Genomic DNA, 15,243 nt, shown 5'->3' on the forward strand with positions numbered 1-15,243 from the left:
ATGGAGCCGGGAGGTCCGGCCTCCTGGCATTCACCTTTGAAAGGGGACCCCCAATGAAAGGCATCAAGTACATCATCGCAAGCGGCGCGGGCGCTGCCCTCCTGAGCCTCACCGGCTGCGCCTATCCGCCCAACAACCAGCAGATCGGCACCGGCGCCGGCGCCGTGCTCGGCGGCGTGGCCGGCCATGCGATCTTCGGCGGCACGGCCGGCGCCGTGGGCGGCGCTGCCGCCGGCGCGCTGATCGGCAACGAAGTCGGCAAGAACTCCGACCGCGGCCGCTGATCCGGCTTCAGCGCGCGGTTCCGGCACCTGCGCGACGCGAACCGCGCCATGCGCCCCACAGGGCGATGATTCCCGGCACCAGGATCATCGCCCAGACGATTTTCTCGAGGTTGTCGCGCACCCACGGCAGGTTGCCGAAGAAGTAGCCGGCCAGGCCGATGCCGACGACCCACAGCGCCGCCCCGCCCACGTTGTAGGCCGTGAACTTCCAGCGGCTCATCCGCGCCACGCCGGCCACGAACGGCGCGAACGTGCGAATGAACGGCATGAACCGCGCGAGAACGATGGTGATGCCGCCGTAGCGTTCGTAGAACGCATGCGCCTGGTCGAACGCATGGCGGTTGAAGAAGCGCGAACCCTCCCACTGGAACACGCGCGGCCCGAGGTGGCGGCCAATCGAATAGTTGCACTGGTCGCCGAGGATGGCGCCTGCGGGCAGCACCGCGAGCGCCAGCGGCAGGTTCAGCAGCCCCGCGCCGGCCAGCGCTCCCACGATGAACAGCAGCGAATCGCCGGGCAGGAACGGCATGACGACCACGCCGGTCTCCACGAACACGATCGCGAACAGCAGCGCATAGACCCACGGCCCGTGGCTGGCGACGAACGAGGCGAGGTGCTTGTCGACATGGAGGATGAAGTCGATGAGGAAGTGGGCGATGTCCATGGCGTTACCGGAAACAGCGGCGATTATCGAGGGCACCGGCGGCACTTCTAGAATGCCCCGGGTGAACGCCCAGCTTTCCCCTTCCACCGCCCGCCGCCCCATCCTCGACCTGCCCGACGAGCTGATCAGCCAGATCGCCGCAGGCGAAGTGGTGGAGCGGCCGGCCTCCGTCGTGCGCGAGCTGGTCGACAACGCGCTCGACGCCGGCGCCACCCAGGTCACCGTGCGGCTGATGGCCGGCGGCGTGCGCCTGATCTCGGTGGAGGACGACGGCAGCGGCATACCGCGCGAGGAGCTGCCAATGGCGCTGCGCCGGCATGCGACCAGCAAGATCGCGAGCCTGTCGGACCTGGAATCGGTGGGCACCATGGGCTTTCGCGGCGAGGCGCTGGCGGCCATTGCGTCGGTGTCGGAAACCGCCCTGCTCTCGCGCGTGGCCGGCCAGGAGAGCGCCTTCCTGCTCGACGCGCGCAGCGGCGAGCTGCGGCCGGCGGCGCGCACCGTCGGCACCACCGTCGAGGTGAAGGAGCTGTTCTTCTCCACGCCGGCGCGCCGCAAGTTCCTGAAGACCGACGCGACCGAACTGGCCCACTGCATCGAGGCGGTGCGCCGCCATGCGCTCGCGCGGCCCGACGTGGGCTTCGCGATCTGGCACGAAGGCCGGCTCGTCGAGCAGTGGCGCGCGGTGCCGGTCGACGGCGGCGAGGCCGTCGCGCGGCGGCTTGCCGATGTGCTGGGCGGCGAGTTCGTCGACCAGTCGATCGAGGTGCGCCATACGGCCGGGCCGGTCACCGTGGTCGGCCGCGCCGGCATTCCGGACGCGTCGCGCTCGCGGGCCGACTGGCAGTTCTGCTACGTCAACGGCCGCTACGTGCGCGACAAGGTGCTGACCCATGCGGCCCGCAGCGCCTATGAGGACGTGCTGCACGGCCAGCGCCAGCCGGTCTATGCGCTCTACGTGGACATCGACCCGGCGCGGGTGGACGTGAACGTGCACCCGACCAAGATCGAGGTGCGCTTTCGCGACAGCCGCGAGGTGCACCAGGCGGTTCGCCATGCGGTCGAGAACGCACTGGCCGCGCCGCGCGCCGGCAGCGCGCCGGCCGTGCCGCTGGTGCCGGCGCGGACCGTGCTGGCACCAGCGGCGGCTGCGGCGCCCGCGCCGGCCTGGGCCCAGCCCGGGCTGGGCCTGCGGCCCCGGCCGGAACCGGAGATCGGCCACCGCGTGAGCGACCTGGGCGCGCTGTGGCAGCGCACGCCGGCCGTGCAGGAGGCGCCCACCCCGTGGACGTCGCCCGTCGCTGCTTCCGCCACCCCTGCTGCTGCACCTGCGGCCGCCCCGGCCGAGGACTGGCCGCTCGGCCGCGCCGTGGCGCAGCTGCACGGCATCTACATCCTGGCCGAGAACGCGCAGGGCCTGGTCATCGTCGACATGCATGCGGCTCACGAGCGCATCGTCTACGAGCGGCTCAAGGCCCAGGCCGACACCGGCAAGCCGATCGCGAGCCAGCCGCTGCTGATACCGGCCACGTTCGCGGCCACGCCGCAGGAGGTGGCGGCGGCCGAGGCCGGCGTCGATGCGCTGGCCGCGCTGGGCCTGGAGATCTCGCCGTTCTCGCCGCGCACGCTGGCCGTGCGCGCGGTGCCGACGACGCTGGCCCAGGGCGACCCGGTGGAGCTGGCCCGCAGCGTACTGGCCGAGCTCGCGGCGCACGACGCGAGCACGCTGGTGCAGCGCGCGAACAACGAGATCCTCGGCACCATGGCCTGCCACGGCGCGGTGCGGGCCAACCGGCGGCTCACGCTCGAAGAGATGAATGCACTGCTGCGCCAGATGGAGGCGACCGAGCGGTCCGACCAGTGCAACCACGGCCGGCCGACCTGGCGCCAGCTGTCGGTGAAGGAACTCGACGGGCTGTTCCTGCGCGGGCGTTGATACCCCCTGCCCTACCTTCTGGTACCGCGCAGCATACGGGCGCAGTCAGTCCATACCCCCTGGCACTACCGCCCCGACAGCCGGCAGCCCGCGCCGGCATGTCCTGTGGCCCTTCCTCTTGCTGGCATGCACCCCGAAAATACGGCCGGTCGTCTATGGTTATGCCAAAATCGAATGGATTGACCCAGTTTGGTGCATTACGCACACGATCAATGCGTCTGCCGGCCACCCAGTGGCCGGAATGCACCAGCACAACACATCCAGGAGAACACGCGCATGGCGCACACGTCCGTCCATTCCTTCATCGAACAGGTCGCCAGCCGCAATCCCGACCAGCCCGAATACATCCAGGCCGTCACCGAGGTGCTCGAAAGCCTCTGGCCCTTCATCGAGAAGCATCCCCGCTATGCCGAGCACGCCCTGCTCGAACGCATCGTGGAGCCCGAGCGCGTCATCATCTTCCGCGTGACCTGGTTCGACGACCACGGCCGCGCCCACGTCAACCGCGGCTACCGCATCCAGCACAGCCTGGCCATCGGCCCGTACAAGGGCGGCCTGCGCTTCCACCCGTCGGTCAACCTGTCGGTGCTGAAGTTTCTGGCCTTCGAGCAGACCTTCAAGAACGCGCTGACCACGCTGCCCATGGGCGGCGGCAAGGGCGGCAGCGACTTCGATCCCAAGGGCAAGAGCCCGACCGAGGTCATGCGCTTCTGCCAGGCCTTCGCCAGCGAGCTGTTCCGCCACGTGGGCGCCGACACCGACGTGCCCGCGGGCGACATCGGCGTGGGCGGGCGCGAAGTGGGCTACATCGCCGGCACCGTCAAGAAGCTCACCAACCGCGCCGACTGCGTCTTCACCGGCAAGGGCCTCGCCTTCGGCGGCTCGCTGATCCGGCCCGAGGCCACCGGCTACGGCACCGTCTACTTCGCGCAGGAGATGCTCCAGACCCGCGGCCGCTCGTTCGACGGCCTGCGCGTGTCGGTCTCCGGCTCGGGCAACGTGGCGCAGTACGCGGTCGAGAAGGCGCTGCAGCTCGGCGCCAAGGTCGTCACCGTGTCCGACTCCAGCGGCACCGTGGTCGACGAGGAAGGCTTCACGGCCGAGAAGCTGGCCACGCTCATGGAGGTGAAGAACCACCAGTTCGGCCGCGTGGACGACTATGCCCGCCGCGTCGGTGCCCGCTTCGAGGCTGGCAAGCGCCCGTGGCACGTGCCGGTGGACGTCGCCCTGCCCTGCGCCACGCAGAACGAGCTGGACGCCGGCGATGCCGCCACCCTCATCAAGAACGGCGTGACCGCCGTGGCCGAAGGCGCCAACATGCCCTCGACCATCGAGGCGGCCAAGGCCTTCGAGGCCGCCGGCGTGCTCTATGCGCCGGGCAAGGCCAGCAACGCCGGCGGTGTGGCCACCTCGGCCTGGAGATGAGCCAGAACGCGCTGCGCCTGTCGTGGACGCGCGAGGAGGTCGATGCGCGCCTGCTGAAGATCATGCAGGGGATCCATGCCGAGGCACTGCGCCACGGCCGGCGCGGGGACGGCAGCGTGAGCTATGTCGATGGCGCGAACATCGCCGGTTTCGTGCGTGTCGCTGACGTCATGATCGGCCAAGGGGTTTTGTAGAACATTCCTCGAGCGGCTTTGCCGCCCCCCTTCTCTCTGCGCGCTTCGCGCTCCGGCAAGGGGGCGACGCCAGCGCGGCGGGGCGGCCCTTGTGCGACGTCTGCTGGCATGGGCCGCGCCAGAACTGGCATTGCGCCCTATCCAGCCCGAACTGCGTACAAACCCTCGCATCTGCCCGCAACGCACGGAGCAACAGGTCAACGGAATTGTAAAACCCGGCGTTTGGTATGCGGATCGCGAAACTTCGCGGCCCCTCCACCACTCTGTCCGGTCTATGCAGAAACGCTGGCACGTTCCCGTCCTCTCTTCCGTCGTCGTCACGCTGGCCGTGCTGGCCGGCTGCGCGACGCTCGACGACAAGCAGCGCGAATGGATCTTCCAGCCCAGCGACCGCGCCTGGGGCAACAGCGCCGCCGAGGCCGAGGGGCTGGAGAACGTCTGGATCGGCTTCCGCTCGCCCAGTTCGGGCGAGGATGCCACGCTGCATGCGCTGTGGCTGCCGGCCGACGCCCCCGCGTCGGCCGAAGGCCCGGCCGACCTGCTGTCGGCCGTGGGCACCGACGTCACCGCCATCCGCCCTGTGCGCCGCCAGCGCGAGGACACGCCGGCGGCCGCGCTGCCGCCCACGCCGCAGCAGACGCCCGTGCTGCTGTACCTGCATGGCGCGCGCTGGAACGTGTCCGGCTCGGCCGGCCGCATCCGCCGCATGCAGCAGATGGGCTTCTCGGTGCTCGCCATCGACTACCGCGGCTTCGGCAAGAGCAGCCCGGGCCTGCCGTCGGAGACCACGGCCGCCGAGGACGCCCGCGCCGCCTGGGACTGGCTGGGCCGCACCTATCCGGGGCGCCCGCGCTACATCTTCGGGCATTCGCTGGGCGGCGCCATCGCCATCGACCTGGCCTCGAGTGTGAAGGACGAGGCCGGCGTGATCGTCGAAGGCACGTTCACCAGCATCTCCGACGTGGTCAGCAGCTTCAAGTGGGGCTGGCTGCCGCTGTCGCCGCTGATCACCCAGCGCTTCGATTCGGAAAGCAAGGTGCGCGAGATCGGCGCGCCGCTGCTGGTGGTGCATGGCTCGGCCGACTCCACCATCCCGGTGCGTCTGGGCCGCAAGCTGTTCGAGGCCGCCACCGGCCGCAAGCAGTTCGTGGTGGTCGAAGGCGGCTCGCACTTCAACACCAACGCGGTCGGCGAGAACCAGTACCGCCAGGCGGTCGCGCAGCTGTTCGGCATGCAGGAGCCGCCGGCCCCCGTGTCGGAATAAGGATCGCGCCGGCTGGTACGCTCGGCGGAATGCCTTGCGCCGCCGACGACATCCTCCCCTGCATCGCCCTGGCCGGACCCACCGCCTCGGGCAAGACCGCCGCCGCGCTGGCCGTGGCCGCCGCGCTCGCGCCGCGCCGCGCGGTCGAGATCGTCAGCGTCGATTCGGCCCTGGTCTACCGCGGCATGGACATCGGCACCGCCAAGCCCACCGCCGCCGAGCGGGCCGCCGTGCCGCACCATCTGATCGACATTCTCGACCCGCTGGAGAGCTACAGCGCCGCGGCCTTCGCGGCCGGCGCGCGCCGGCTCGTGGAAGAGATCCGCGCGCGCGGCGCGCTGCCGCTGCTGGTGGGCGGCACCATGCTGTACTTCCATGCGCTGGCCGAGGGGCTGCATGCGCTGCCCGCAGCCGATCCCCAGGTGCGCGCCGTGATCGATGCCGAGGCGGCCGACCGCGGCTGGCCCGCGCTGCATGCCGAACTGGCCCGCGTGGACCCGGCGACCGCCGCGCGCCTGGCCCCGGGCGACAGCCAGCGCATCCAGCGCGCGCTCGAAGTCTGGCGCAGCAGCGGCCGGCCGCTGTCGTCCTTCCACGCGGCCGGCAAGAACGGTACGGCCGGCGCCCGCTTTCCGCTGGTGTCGCTGGAGCCGGCCGACCGCCGCTGGCTGCACGCGCGCATCGCGCAGCGCTTCGACGCCATGCTCGGCGCCGGCTTCCTCGACGAGGTGCGCGCCCTGCGCGCGCGCGGCGACCTGTCCACCGCGCTGCCTTCGATGCGCTGCGTGGGCTACCGGCAGGCCTGGGAACTGATGGACGAGTTCGGCGACACGGCCGCGGCGTCCGACGCGCTGCGCGAACGCGGCATCGCCGCCACGCGCCAGCTCGCCAAGCGCCAGATCACCTGGCTGCGCGGCATGCCGGCGCGCCGCGTGGTCGCCTGCGACGCGCCCGATGCGCTCGCGCAGGCGGTGCGCGCGGTCGCCGCGCTGGCCGGCGGGATGCCGGCATGACGGCCGCTCTGGCCGTGCGCGGTCTCGCCAAGCGCTACGGCCAGGGCACGGTCTTCGCCGGCGTGGACCTGGACGTGGCGCCCGGCGAGTTCGTCGCCATCGTCGGCGACTCGGGCGTGGGCAAGTCCACGCTGCTCAACTGCCTGGCCGGGCTCGACGACTGGGACGCCGGCCGCATCGTCCACACCGACGCACAGGGCCGCGCCACCGACCTCGGCGCGCTCGACGGCGATGCGCGCGCCCGCTGGCGCCGGCGCCACGTCGGCTTCGTGTTCCAGGCCTTCCATGTGCTGCCGCACCTCGACGTGGCGCAGAACGTCGCGCTGCCGCTGCTGCTGCTGGGCGAGGCGCACGACGCCCGCGTCGAGGCGCTGCTCGCCGCCGTGGGTCTGGCCGGCCTGGGCTCGCGCCTGCCGCAGACGCTGAGCGGCGGCCAGCTGCAGCGCGTGGCCATCGCCCGGGCGCTGGCGCACCGCCCTGCCCTGCTGCTGGCCGACGAGCCCACGGGCAACCTCGACCCGGGCACCGCGGCCCAGGTGATGGACCTGCTCGTGGCCCAGACCCGCGGGCACGGCGCCGCGCTGGTGCTGGTGACCCACTCCGGGGTCGCGGCTGCGCGCGCCGACCGCGTGCTGCGGCTGCGCACGGACGGGTTGACTGCCGGGGTATGAGCCGCCAGCGCCCTGGGAGCAGGCGCTGTCAGACCATACTCTTGGCATGGCCGTCCCTGCGCATCGGTCTAACATACCAAAAGTATTCTACATTCGGTAGCCAGCGCTGCCGGCGGCCCGCGAACGGCCGGGGACTGCCGGCCGCGGTTGCCTGTCGAACCCGGCCGAATGGAGCCCCTGTTTCCATGCATGCAGTTGTCGTCGTGGCGCATCCCGAGCCCGCCTCGTTCACCCACCAGGTCGCCGCCGAAATCGCACGGGGCATCGCGGCAGCGGGCACCCAGCATTCCGTCGAGCGGGCCGACCTGGCCGCCGAAGGGTTCGATCCGCGGTTCGGCGCGCCCGACCTGGCTGCGTTCCGCGACCGGCTGCCGCCGCCCGCCGACGTGCTGGCCGCGCAGCGGCGGCTCGACCGCGCCGATGCGCTGGTGCTGGTCTATCCGGTCTACTGGTGGTCGTTTCCGGCCCAGCTCAAGGGCTGGATCGACCGCGTGTTCACCAACGGCTGGGCCTATGACGACACGCCGGACGGCCGGCCGCTGGAGAAGAAGCTCCGGCGGCTCGCCGTCCACCTGGCCGGCATCGGCGCCGCGGATGCCGGCACCTATGAACGCCACGGCTATGCCACGGCGATGAAGACGCAGATCGACCACGGCATCTTCGACTACGTGGGCGCGCGCGTGGCCACGTCGGACATCCTGCGGACCACCGGCACCGGCTTCCCGGACGCCGCCCTCGCCGCGGCGCGGGAGATCGGCCGCCGGGTCTTCTGCGGCCGGGCGCAGGCGGCGTAGCGGCCGCCCGCCGGCCCGGCGAGAATCCGCGGGAACGACCGAGACGCGCCCATGTCCGACCCGTCCCCCACCTCTCCTGCCGAGAGCGCGCCCCGGACGCGCCGGCGCCTGCCGCGGCAGGAACGGTTCGCCCAGCTGATCGACGTGTCGTGGCGGCTGATCGGCGAGGAAGGGACGGACGCCCTCAGCCTGGGCCGGCTGGCCGAGGCCGCAGGCATCACCAAGCCGACGGTCTACGAGCACTTCGGCACCCGCCAGGGGCTGCTGGCCGCGCTCTACCAGGACTTCGAGCGGCGGCAGAACCGCGTCATCGACGACGCGATCGCGGCCAGCGCACCGGCCCTGGAGGACAAGGCGCGGGTGATCGCGGCCAGCTACATCGACTGCGTCCTCACCGAAGGGCGCGAGATCCCGGGCGTGCTGGCCGCCCTGAGCGGCTCGCCGGAACTGGCCCGGCTGAAGAAGGAGTGCCAGCAGGACTACCTCGCCAAGTGCCGGCAGGCGCTGGCGCCATGGGCCGGGCCGCAGGGCCTGGGGGCCGCCGGCCTGTGGGCGATGCTGGGGGCGGCCGACGCGCTGGCCTGCGCGGCGCGGGACGGCGATGTCGGCCAGCCGCAGGCCCGCGACGAGCTGTACCAGGTCATCCTGGCCGTGGTCCGGCGCAGCGGCGGCGCGACCCTAGAGGTATAGGCCCACAGCGCTTGCAAGCCAAGGGCTTTCAGCCTATACCCCAAGGGCTATCACTCGATCGCCAGCCGCTGGCTCGATCCGCCGGCCTTCTTCGGCAGCGTGAGCGTGAGCACGCCGTTCTCGTACTTCGCCTTGGCCTGGGCTGAGTCGATGTCCGCAGGCAGCTGGAGGCTGCGCGAGACCGCGCCGTAGTAGCGCTCGCTGCGCAGCACCTTGTCGCCCTGGGTCTGGCTGTCGTGCTGCTGGACTTCGGCGCGCAGCGTGACCTGGCCGCCGTCGATCTCGACGTGGATGTCGTCCTTGTTCACGCCGGGGATCTCGGCGTGCACGGTGTAGCTCTGGGGGTTTTCCTTCACATCGAGCCGGATCTGCGCGGGCAGCGGCTCGCCGTGCAGCGGGCGGACGTAGAAGCCGGGGGCGATGTCGCGGAACAGTTCATCGAACAGACCACCACGCGAAACGAGGGAACTCATGGCAACTCCTTGGATTGAAACGGTTATGAGGACAGCGGCACCAGCGCCGCAGAACGTATATAGACCCGCCGCAGCGCCTTGACAAGGGCGCCACTGCTGCGGCTTGCGCTGCGTCAAGCCGGTCCGGGGACAATGCGGCCATGCCGCTCTTCGCCCTGCTCGCCCGCTTCTCCTGGCAGGAACTGCGCCACCACCCCTGGCGCAGTGCGGCGGCGGCCGCGGCGGTGATGCTGGGCGTGGCGCTCGCGTTCGCGGTGCACCTGATCAACGCGTCGGCGCTCGACGAGTTCGCCAGCGCGGTGCGCACCGTGGGCGGCCAGCCCGACCTGAGCCTGCGGCTGCCGCAGGCAGGGGCGACCTTCGACGAGCGGCTGTTCGCCGAGGCCGTGCGCGCGCCTGGCGTGGCGCTGGCGGCGCCGGTGCTCGACCTGCGGGCCGAGGGCGGCGGCGCCAACGCGCAGGCGATCCGCGTGGTCGGCGCCGATGCGCTGGCCCTTCCCGCGCTGGCGCCGGCGCTGATGCCGCGGCCGCTCGCAGGCGCCGGCCGGCTGGCCTTGTTCGCGCCGCATGCGGTGTTCCTCAACGCGGCGGCCATCGCCGCGCTCGGGCTCGACGCCCACGCGCTGGCCGGCAGGCGCGTCGTGCTGCGCACGGCCGACGGCACGGCCCGCGAGGCCGAGGTCGCAGGCTCCGTGGCCGCGGGCGGCGCGGCGCTCGCGGTGATGGACATCGGCGCGGCGCAGGACCTGTTCGGCCTGGCGGGGCAGCTCTCGCGCATCGACCTGAAGCTCGCGCCGGGCGCCGATGGCCAGGCGCTGCTGCGCACGCTGCGCCGCTCGCCGCACTGGCCCGCGGGCCTCGCGGCCGAGGCGCCCGGCGACGCGGCCGAGCGCATCGGCAACCTCTCGCGCGCCTACCGCGTGAACCTCGCGGTGCTGGCGCTGGTGGCGCTGTTCACCGGGGCCTTCCTGGTGTTCTCGGTGCTGTCGCTCGCCGTGGCCAAGCGGGCGCAGCAGTTCGCGCTGCTCGGCGTGCTGGGGCTGACCGCGCGCGAGCGGCTGCGGCTGGTGCTGGCCGAATCCTTCGTACTCGGTGCCGCGGGCAGCGCGGCCGGGCTGGCGCTGGGCACCGCGCTGGCGGCGCTGGCGCTGCGCGCGCTGGGCGGCGACCTGGGCGGCGGCTACTTCGCGCAGACATTCGCCGGCGCCGCGCCCGCGCTGCGCTGGAACCCCGGGACCGCGCTCGGCTACGGCGCGCTCGGCATCGCCGCCGCGCTGGCCGGCGGCTGGTGGCCGGCGCGGCGGGCGCAGGCGCTGCCACCGGCGCAGACGCTCAAGGGGCTGGGCCTGGCGACGGGGCAGGCGCGGCGGCCCTGGATCGCGCCGGCGCTGGTGGCCGCCGGCGCGCTGCTGGCGCTCGCGCCGCCGGTGGCGGGCGTGCCGGTGGGCGCCTACGTCTCGGTCGCGCTGCTGCTGGTGGGCGGCATCGCCGGCCTGCCGTGGCTGGTGGCCTTGGTCTACGACCGGCTGGCGGCGCGGGTCGCGCGCCGGGCGCTGCCGCTGCTGGCGGTGGAGCGCGCACGCCGCATGCGCGAGACGGCCGCGGTGGCGGTGAGCGGCGTGGTCGCCAGCCTGGCGCTGTCGGTCGCGCTGACGGTGATGGTGGCGAGCTTCCGCGATTCGGTCACGCGCTGGCTCGACGTGGTGCTGCCGGCCGACCTTTACCTGCGCGCCGCGCAGGACGGCCCGGGCCTGCCGCCTTCGGTGCTGGAGGCGGTGGCCGCCGTGCCGGGGGTGCGGGCCGCCTCGGGCCTGCGGGTGCGCGCCGTGCCGCTGGACCGCGCGCGGCCCGCGGTCGCCATCGTCGCGCGCCCGCTCGGCGACGCGGCGCGCACGCTGCCGCTGGTGGCCGGGCCGCTGCCGGTGCCGCCCGGGCGCGTCGGCATCTACGTGAGCGAGCCGGTGGCCGACTTGTACGGCGCGCGCACAGGCGCCGGCTTCGCGCCGCTCGCCGCCGCGCTGCCGGCGGCACGGCGGGCCGACTTCTTCGTGGCCGGCATCTGGCGCGACTACGCACGGCAGTTCGGCGCCATCGCGATCGACACGGCCGACTGGCAGCGCCTCTCGGGCGACGACCGCGTCAACGACATCGCGCTCACGCTTGCGGCCGGCGCCGATGCGGCGGCGGCCGTCGCCGCGGCGTCGGCGCTGGCGCCCGGCACGCCGGTGGAGGTGGCGAGCACGGCGGCGATCCGCGCGAATTCGCTGCGCATCTTCGATCGCAGCTTCGCCGTCACCACCTGGCTGCAAGGGGTGGCCATCGGCATCGGCCTGTTCGGCATCGCCGCGAGCTTCGGCGCGCAGGTGCTGGCGCGGCGCAAGGAGTTCGGCCTGCTCGCGCACCTGGGGCTCACGCGCGGACAGATCCTCGCGGTGGTCGCCGGCGAAGGCGCGGCCTGGACGGCGATCGGCGCGCTCGCCGGGCTGGCGCTGGGCCTCGCGGTGGCGGTGGTGCTGGTGCACGTGGTGAACCCGCAGAGCTTCCACTGGACCATGGACCTGCGCCTGCCGGGCCTGCGGCTGGCCGCGCTCTGCGCCGCCGTGGCCGCCGCGGGCACGGCCACGGCCTGGGTCGCCGGGCGGGCGGCGGCCGGGCGCGACGCGGTGCTGGCCGTCAAGGAGGACTGGTGACGGCGGACAATGCCGCGGTGACGACCGCATCGACGACCCCTCCCCGATCCGCCCTGCTGCGCCGCCTGCCGGCGCTGGTCCTGCTGGCGCTGCTCTGCGCCGCCGCCTGGTTCGGCGGCGGCCTGGACGCGCGGGCCACGCGGCAGGCCGACGCGGGCCTGCAGCGTGCGCTGGCCAGCTTCGCCACCGCGCGGGCGCTGCATGCGCTGATCTCGGTGGCCCAGGGCACCGCGTTGGCGGTGCAGCCCGCGGGCGTGGGCACGACGCTCGCGGTCGGCCAGGCGCTGGCGCCGGTGGCCGATCTGGTGGAGAAGTTCTCGACCGTGATGCTCATCGCGAGCGTCTCGTTCGGCGTGCAGAAGCTGCTGATCGCCATCGGCGGCAGCACGGCGGTCTCGCTGGTGCTGACGCTGCTGGCACTGGCCTGGGGCGCCTTCCACGTGCGCTCGCGCGCGTCGCCCGTGTGGCTGGCGCGGCTGCTGGCCGGTCTGCTGCTGGTGCGCTTCGCGGTGCCGCTGGTGGCGCTGGGTAACGAGGCGGCGTACCGCCACTTCCTCGCGCCGACCTACGAGACCAGCCAGTCCGCGATCGACCAGTCGGCGCGCCGCGTGGAGGCGGTGCAGTCCCAGGGCGCGCCGCCGGCCGAGGCCGCGGGCCTGGGCCGGCGCCTGCGCGAGTGGTGGGACCGCGCAGCCGATTTGGTCGACGTGGGCCAGCGGCTGCGCCAGCTGCGCGACGGCGCGGCCCAGGCGGTGGACCGCATGGTGGACCTGATCGTCGTCTTCGTGCTCCAGACCGTGGTGCTGCCGCTGGCGCTGCTGTGGCTGCTGGCCTGGCTGGCGCGCGCGCTGGTGGCGCCGCCGCGGCCCGCATGATGCGGCGCAGGACGTGGCTGCTGGCCGCGCTGGCGGCCGCCGGGTGGCGGCCGGCGCGGGCGCTGCCGCCGCGCGCGCTCGTGTTCCCGCGCGACTTCGGCAGCCATCCGGAACTGCGCACCGAATGGTGGTACGTGACCGGCTGGGTGCGCTCCAGCGAGCGGGTCTTCGGCTTGCAGCTCACCTTCTTCCGCTCGCGCGTCGATGCCGCGCAGGGCCTGGCCTCGGCCTTCGCGGCGAAGCAGGTGGTGTTCGCCCATGCCGCGCTGACCGACGTGCAGGGGCGGCGCCTGTGGCACGACCAGCGCATCGCGCGCGCCGGCTTCGGCGTGGCGGAGGCCGGCGCGGCCGACACCGCGCTGCGCCTGCGCGACTGGACCCGGGAGCGCAGCGGCGACCGCAGCAGCGGCACCTACACGGCCCGCCTGCCGGCCATGGATTTCGCCCTGGCGCTGGACTTCGCCGCGACCCAGCCGGTGCTGCTGCAAGGTGCGGCCGGCCTGTCGCGCAAGGGCCCCGAGGCGGCGCAGGCCAGCTACTACTACAGCGAGCCGCAGCTGCGGGCCAGCGGCGCGCTGACGCTGCAAGGCCGGCGCTTCGCCGTCGATGGCGGCCGGGCTTGGCTGGACCATGAATGGAGCGAGGCGCTGCTGCATCCCGAGGCCGTGGGTTGGGACTGGATCGGCATGAACCTGGACGATGGCGGCGCGCTGACCGCCTTCCGGCTGCGGCGGCGCGACGGCTCGGCGCTGTGGGCCGGCGGATCGTGGCGCGCGGGCGGCACGGCGCAGGCGACGGCCTTTGCGCACGATGCCGTCGCCTGGCGGCCGCTGCGCCGCTGGCAGAGCCCGGCCAGCGGTGCGCGCTACGGCGTGGAATGGGAGGTCGCGACCCCGGCCGGGCGCTTCACGGTCCATGCGCTGCTCGACGACCAGGAGCTGGACAGCAGCGCCTCCACCGGCGCGATCTACTGGGAGGGCCTGAGCGAACTGCGCGACGCGGCCGGCCGCGCCGTGGGGCGGGGGTACCTGGAGATGACGGGCTATGCGGCCCGGCTGCGGCTCTGAGCCTCATACTCCCGCCTATGGATCCCTACAGGCCCCGTATTCCATCTGTTATCGGCTTATACCCCCAGCCCGAACCCTGAGCGCAGAGCGTTTTCGCCGGCCCCGCGTTCTCGGTAAAAGCAGCGGCATTCGCCGCAAAAGACCCGGGCGTTTACGCCGTTTTTATGCCGCCCGGTCCAGTCACTGCGCCATTTTTACGGAGGGGTTCCGAGAATCCCGACATCGTGAATCAGGAGCACCGTGATGGACATCGTTTGGTTGGCCGGCATCGCCGCAATGTGGTTGGCCATGGCCGGGGCCGTGGCGTTTCTCGGCAGGCTCGACCAGCCTCGGGAGGAGCACCCATGACAGACCCGACCGTCCTGTACGGCACCGCCGGCGCCCTGGCCGCCGGCCTGTTCGCCTACCTGCTCCATGCGCTGCTGCGCGCCGAGGAGTTCTGAGATGGATGCGTCGGCCTGTGCGCTTCTTCTCGTGTTCCTGCTCGTGCTCGGCGCGCTGGCATGGCCGCTCGGCAAGGTGCTTTCCGCGGTCTGCGCGGGGCGGATGTACGGCTGGACCGGGCGGATCGAGCGGCCCCTGTACCGCCTGGCCGGCGTGCAGCCGGACACCTCCATGCGCTGGAGCCGGTACGCGCTGGCGCTGCTCGCCTTCAATGCCGTGGGCACGTTCGCCGTCTACGGCCTCCAGCGCCTCCAGCACCTGCTGCCGGTGAACCCCGCGGGCATGGGCGCGGTCTCGCCGGATTCCTCGTTCAACACGGCGGTGAGCTTCGTGGCCAACACGAACTGGCAGGGTTATGGCGGCGAGTCGACCATGAGCCATCTCACGCAGATGCTGGGGCTGGGGGTCCAGAACTTCCTGTCCGCGGCCACGGGGATCGCCGTGGTGATCTTGCCCCCGTTTCACGGACACCCCTATAAGCGATTAACTATCGCAATAGGAGGTGGACGATGACCAAGAGCAAGGCAGGCAGAAAGGGGCAGGAGTTCAGCCTGGAGTTCAGGCAGCAGGCACTGTTGCGAGCGGCCACAGAAGGGGTAACCACGGTGGCTCGTGATCTGGGGTTGCAGCCTGCCCAGCTGTACAGTTGGCGCGCCCAGGCGCGGCGGCACGACCAGGACGATCAGGCACAACGCTTGGAGTTGGCCGAACATGCACGGCTCAAACGTGAAGTGGCGCGGCTGGAGGAGGAGAACGCTT

The 15,243-nt window shown here is 72.6% G+C and carries 14 protein-coding genes and 2 pseudogenes; 14 read left to right on the plus strand and 2 right to left on the minus strand.

What is annotated here, in order from left to right; all coding sequences use genetic code 11:
* Nucleotides 1-53 precede the first annotated feature (53 nt).
* Nucleotides 54-284 carry a glycine zipper 2TM domain-containing protein gene (locus GAK38_RS07965; RefSeq protein WP_325343007.1) on the plus strand — a complete coding sequence of 77 codons (231 nt, stop codon included), beginning with the start codon at nucleotides 54-56 and terminating at the stop codon, nucleotides 282-284.
* A 7-nt stretch (nucleotides 285-291) separates the two neighbouring features.
* On the opposite strand, the gene GAK38_RS07970 is transcribed toward GAK38_RS07965, so the two are convergent.
* Nucleotides 292-948 (minus strand): DedA family protein, encoded by a 657-nt coding sequence (locus GAK38_RS07970; protein ID WP_325343009.1) that lies wholly within the window; start codon nucleotides 946-948, stop codon nucleotides 292-294.
* 52 nt (nucleotides 949-1,000) lie between these two features.
* On the opposite strand from GAK38_RS07970, the gene mutL reads away from it, so the two are divergent.
* From mutL to GAK38_RS08005, 7 genes and pseudogenes are all read left to right on the plus strand, one after another.
* Nucleotides 1,001-2,884: a DNA mismatch repair endonuclease MutL gene (gene mutL, locus GAK38_RS07975; RefSeq protein WP_443089175.1), complete on the plus strand. Its 1,884-nt coding sequence runs from the start codon at nucleotides 1,001-1,003 to the stop codon at nucleotides 2,882-2,884.
* A 276-nt stretch (nucleotides 2,885-3,160) separates the two neighbouring features.
* Nucleotides 3,161-4,503, plus strand: a pseudogene (gdhA, locus tag GAK38_RS07980) (NADP-specific glutamate dehydrogenase).
* Nucleotides 4,504-4,777: 274 nt separating this feature from the next.
* Nucleotides 4,778-5,767: an alpha/beta hydrolase gene (locus tag GAK38_RS07985; RefSeq protein WP_325343013.1), complete on the plus strand. Its 990-nt coding sequence runs from the start codon at nucleotides 4,778-4,780 to the stop codon at nucleotides 5,765-5,767.
* A 29-nt stretch (nucleotides 5,768-5,796) separates the two neighbouring features.
* The gene (gene miaA, locus GAK38_RS07990) at nucleotides 5,797-6,780 is read left to right on the plus strand and encodes a tRNA (adenosine(37)-N6)-dimethylallyltransferase MiaA (RefSeq protein WP_325343015.1); all 984 of its coding nucleotides are present in this window, start codon (nucleotides 5,797-5,799) and stop codon (nucleotides 6,778-6,780) included.
* Nucleotides 6,777-7,451 carry an ABC transporter ATP-binding protein gene (locus GAK38_RS07995; RefSeq protein ID WP_325343017.1) on the plus strand — a complete coding sequence of 225 codons (675 nt, stop codon included), beginning with the start codon at nucleotides 6,777-6,779 and terminating at the stop codon, nucleotides 7,449-7,451. Before miaA ends, GAK38_RS07995 begins: the two co-directional genes overlap by 4 nt.
* A 185-nt stretch (nucleotides 7,452-7,636) precedes the next feature.
* Entirely contained in the window at nucleotides 7,637-8,245 is a 609-nt protein-coding gene (locus tag GAK38_RS08000) for an NAD(P)H-dependent oxidoreductase (RefSeq protein ID WP_325343019.1), read from the plus strand.
* Between the two features lie 51 nt (nucleotides 8,246-8,296).
* Entirely contained in the window at nucleotides 8,297-8,935 is a 639-nt protein-coding gene (locus GAK38_RS08005; protein ID WP_325343021.1) for a TetR/AcrR family transcriptional regulator, read from the plus strand.
* 50 nt (nucleotides 8,936-8,985) lie between these two features.
* Here the strand turns inward: GAK38_RS08005 and GAK38_RS08010 are convergent, their stop codons facing one another.
* Nucleotides 8,986-9,408 carry an Hsp20/alpha crystallin family protein gene (locus GAK38_RS08010; protein ID WP_325343023.1) on the minus strand — a complete coding sequence of 141 codons (423 nt, stop codon included), beginning with the start codon at nucleotides 9,406-9,408 and terminating at the stop codon, nucleotides 8,986-8,988.
* A 140-nt stretch (nucleotides 9,409-9,548) separates the two neighbouring features.
* On the opposite strand from GAK38_RS08010, the gene GAK38_RS08015 reads away from it, so the two are divergent.
* The 6 genes and pseudogenes from GAK38_RS08015 to GAK38_RS08040 all read left to right on the plus strand — a co-directional run.
* Nucleotides 9,549-12,098 (plus strand): FtsX-like permease family protein, encoded by a 2,550-nt coding sequence (locus GAK38_RS08015; RefSeq protein ID WP_325343025.1) that lies wholly within the window; start codon nucleotides 9,549-9,551, stop codon nucleotides 12,096-12,098.
* A complete protein-coding gene (locus tag GAK38_RS08020; RefSeq protein WP_325343027.1) occupies nucleotides 12,095-12,973 on the plus strand; it encodes a hypothetical protein in 879 nt (292 codons plus the stop codon). The genes GAK38_RS08015 and GAK38_RS08020 overlap by 4 nt, the downstream gene beginning before the upstream one ends.
* Nucleotides 12,970-14,040, plus strand: a complete 1,071-nt coding sequence (locus GAK38_RS08025; protein WP_325343039.1) for a lipocalin-like domain-containing protein — start codon at nucleotides 12,970-12,972, stop codon at nucleotides 14,038-14,040. Before GAK38_RS08020 ends, GAK38_RS08025 begins: the two co-directional genes overlap by 4 nt.
* Nucleotides 14,041-14,384: 344 nt before the next feature.
* The gene (gene kdpF, locus GAK38_RS08030; protein ID WP_325343029.1) at nucleotides 14,385-14,483 is read left to right on the plus strand and encodes a K(+)-transporting ATPase subunit F; all 99 of its coding nucleotides are present in this window, start codon (nucleotides 14,385-14,387) and stop codon (nucleotides 14,481-14,483) included.
* A 1-nt stretch (nucleotide 14,484) separates the two neighbouring features.
* A pseudogene (locus tag GAK38_RS08035) lies at nucleotides 14,485-14,928 on the plus strand (potassium-transporting ATPase subunit KdpA); the annotation flags it as partial.
* A gap of 65 nt (nucleotides 14,929-14,993) precedes the next feature.
* Nucleotides 14,994-15,243, plus strand: a 250-nt coding sequence (locus GAK38_RS08040; RefSeq protein WP_291780548.1) for a transposase, incomplete at its 3' end; no start/stop codon positions are given.

The organism is Xylophilus sp., from assembly GCA_009914555.1.
GTDB lineage: Bacteria > Pseudomonadota > Gammaproteobacteria > Burkholderiales > Burkholderiaceae_C > WNDY01.

Bases quoted from the DNA above. Each gene is read 5' to 3' on its own strand.
- GAK38_RS08010 (WP_325343023.1), bottom strand. From the start codon at position 9,408: ATGAGTTCCCTCGTTTCGCGTGGTGGTCTGTTCGATGAACTGTTCCGC.
- GAK38_RS08015 (WP_325343025.1), top strand. From the start codon at position 9,549: ATGCCGCTCTTCGCCCTGCTCGCCCGCTTCTCCTGGCAGGAACTGCGC.
- kdpF (WP_325343029.1), top strand. From the start codon at position 14,385: ATGACAGACCCGACCGTCCTGTACGGCACCGCCGGCGCCCTGGCCGCC.
- GAK38_RS07970 (WP_325343009.1), bottom strand. From the start codon at position 948: ATGGACATCGCCCACTTCCTCATCGACTTCATCCTCCATGTCGACAAG.
- mutL (WP_443089175.1), top strand. From the start codon at position 1,001: ATGCCCCGGGTGAACGCCCAGCTTTCCCCTTCCACCGCCCGCCGCCCC.
- GAK38_RS08000 (WP_325343019.1), top strand. From the start codon at position 7,637: ATGCATGCAGTTGTCGTCGTGGCGCATCCCGAGCCCGCCTCGTTCACC.
- miaA (WP_325343015.1), top strand. From the start codon at position 5,797: ATGCCTTGCGCCGCCGACGACATCCTCCCCTGCATCGCCCTGGCCGGA.
- GAK38_RS07985 (WP_325343013.1), top strand. From the start codon at position 4,778: ATGCAGAAACGCTGGCACGTTCCCGTCCTCTCTTCCGTCGTCGTCACG.
- GAK38_RS07995 (WP_325343017.1), top strand. From the start codon at position 6,777: ATGACGGCCGCTCTGGCCGTGCGCGGTCTCGCCAAGCGCTACGGCCAG.
- GAK38_RS07965 (WP_325343007.1), top strand. From the start codon at position 54: ATGAAAGGCATCAAGTACATCATCGCAAGCGGCGCGGGCGCTGCCCTC.
- GAK38_RS08025 (WP_325343039.1), top strand. From the start codon at position 12,970: ATGATGCGGCGCAGGACGTGGCTGCTGGCCGCGCTGGCGGCCGCCGGG.
- GAK38_RS08005 (WP_325343021.1), top strand. From the start codon at position 8,297: ATGTCCGACCCGTCCCCCACCTCTCCTGCCGAGAGCGCGCCCCGGACG.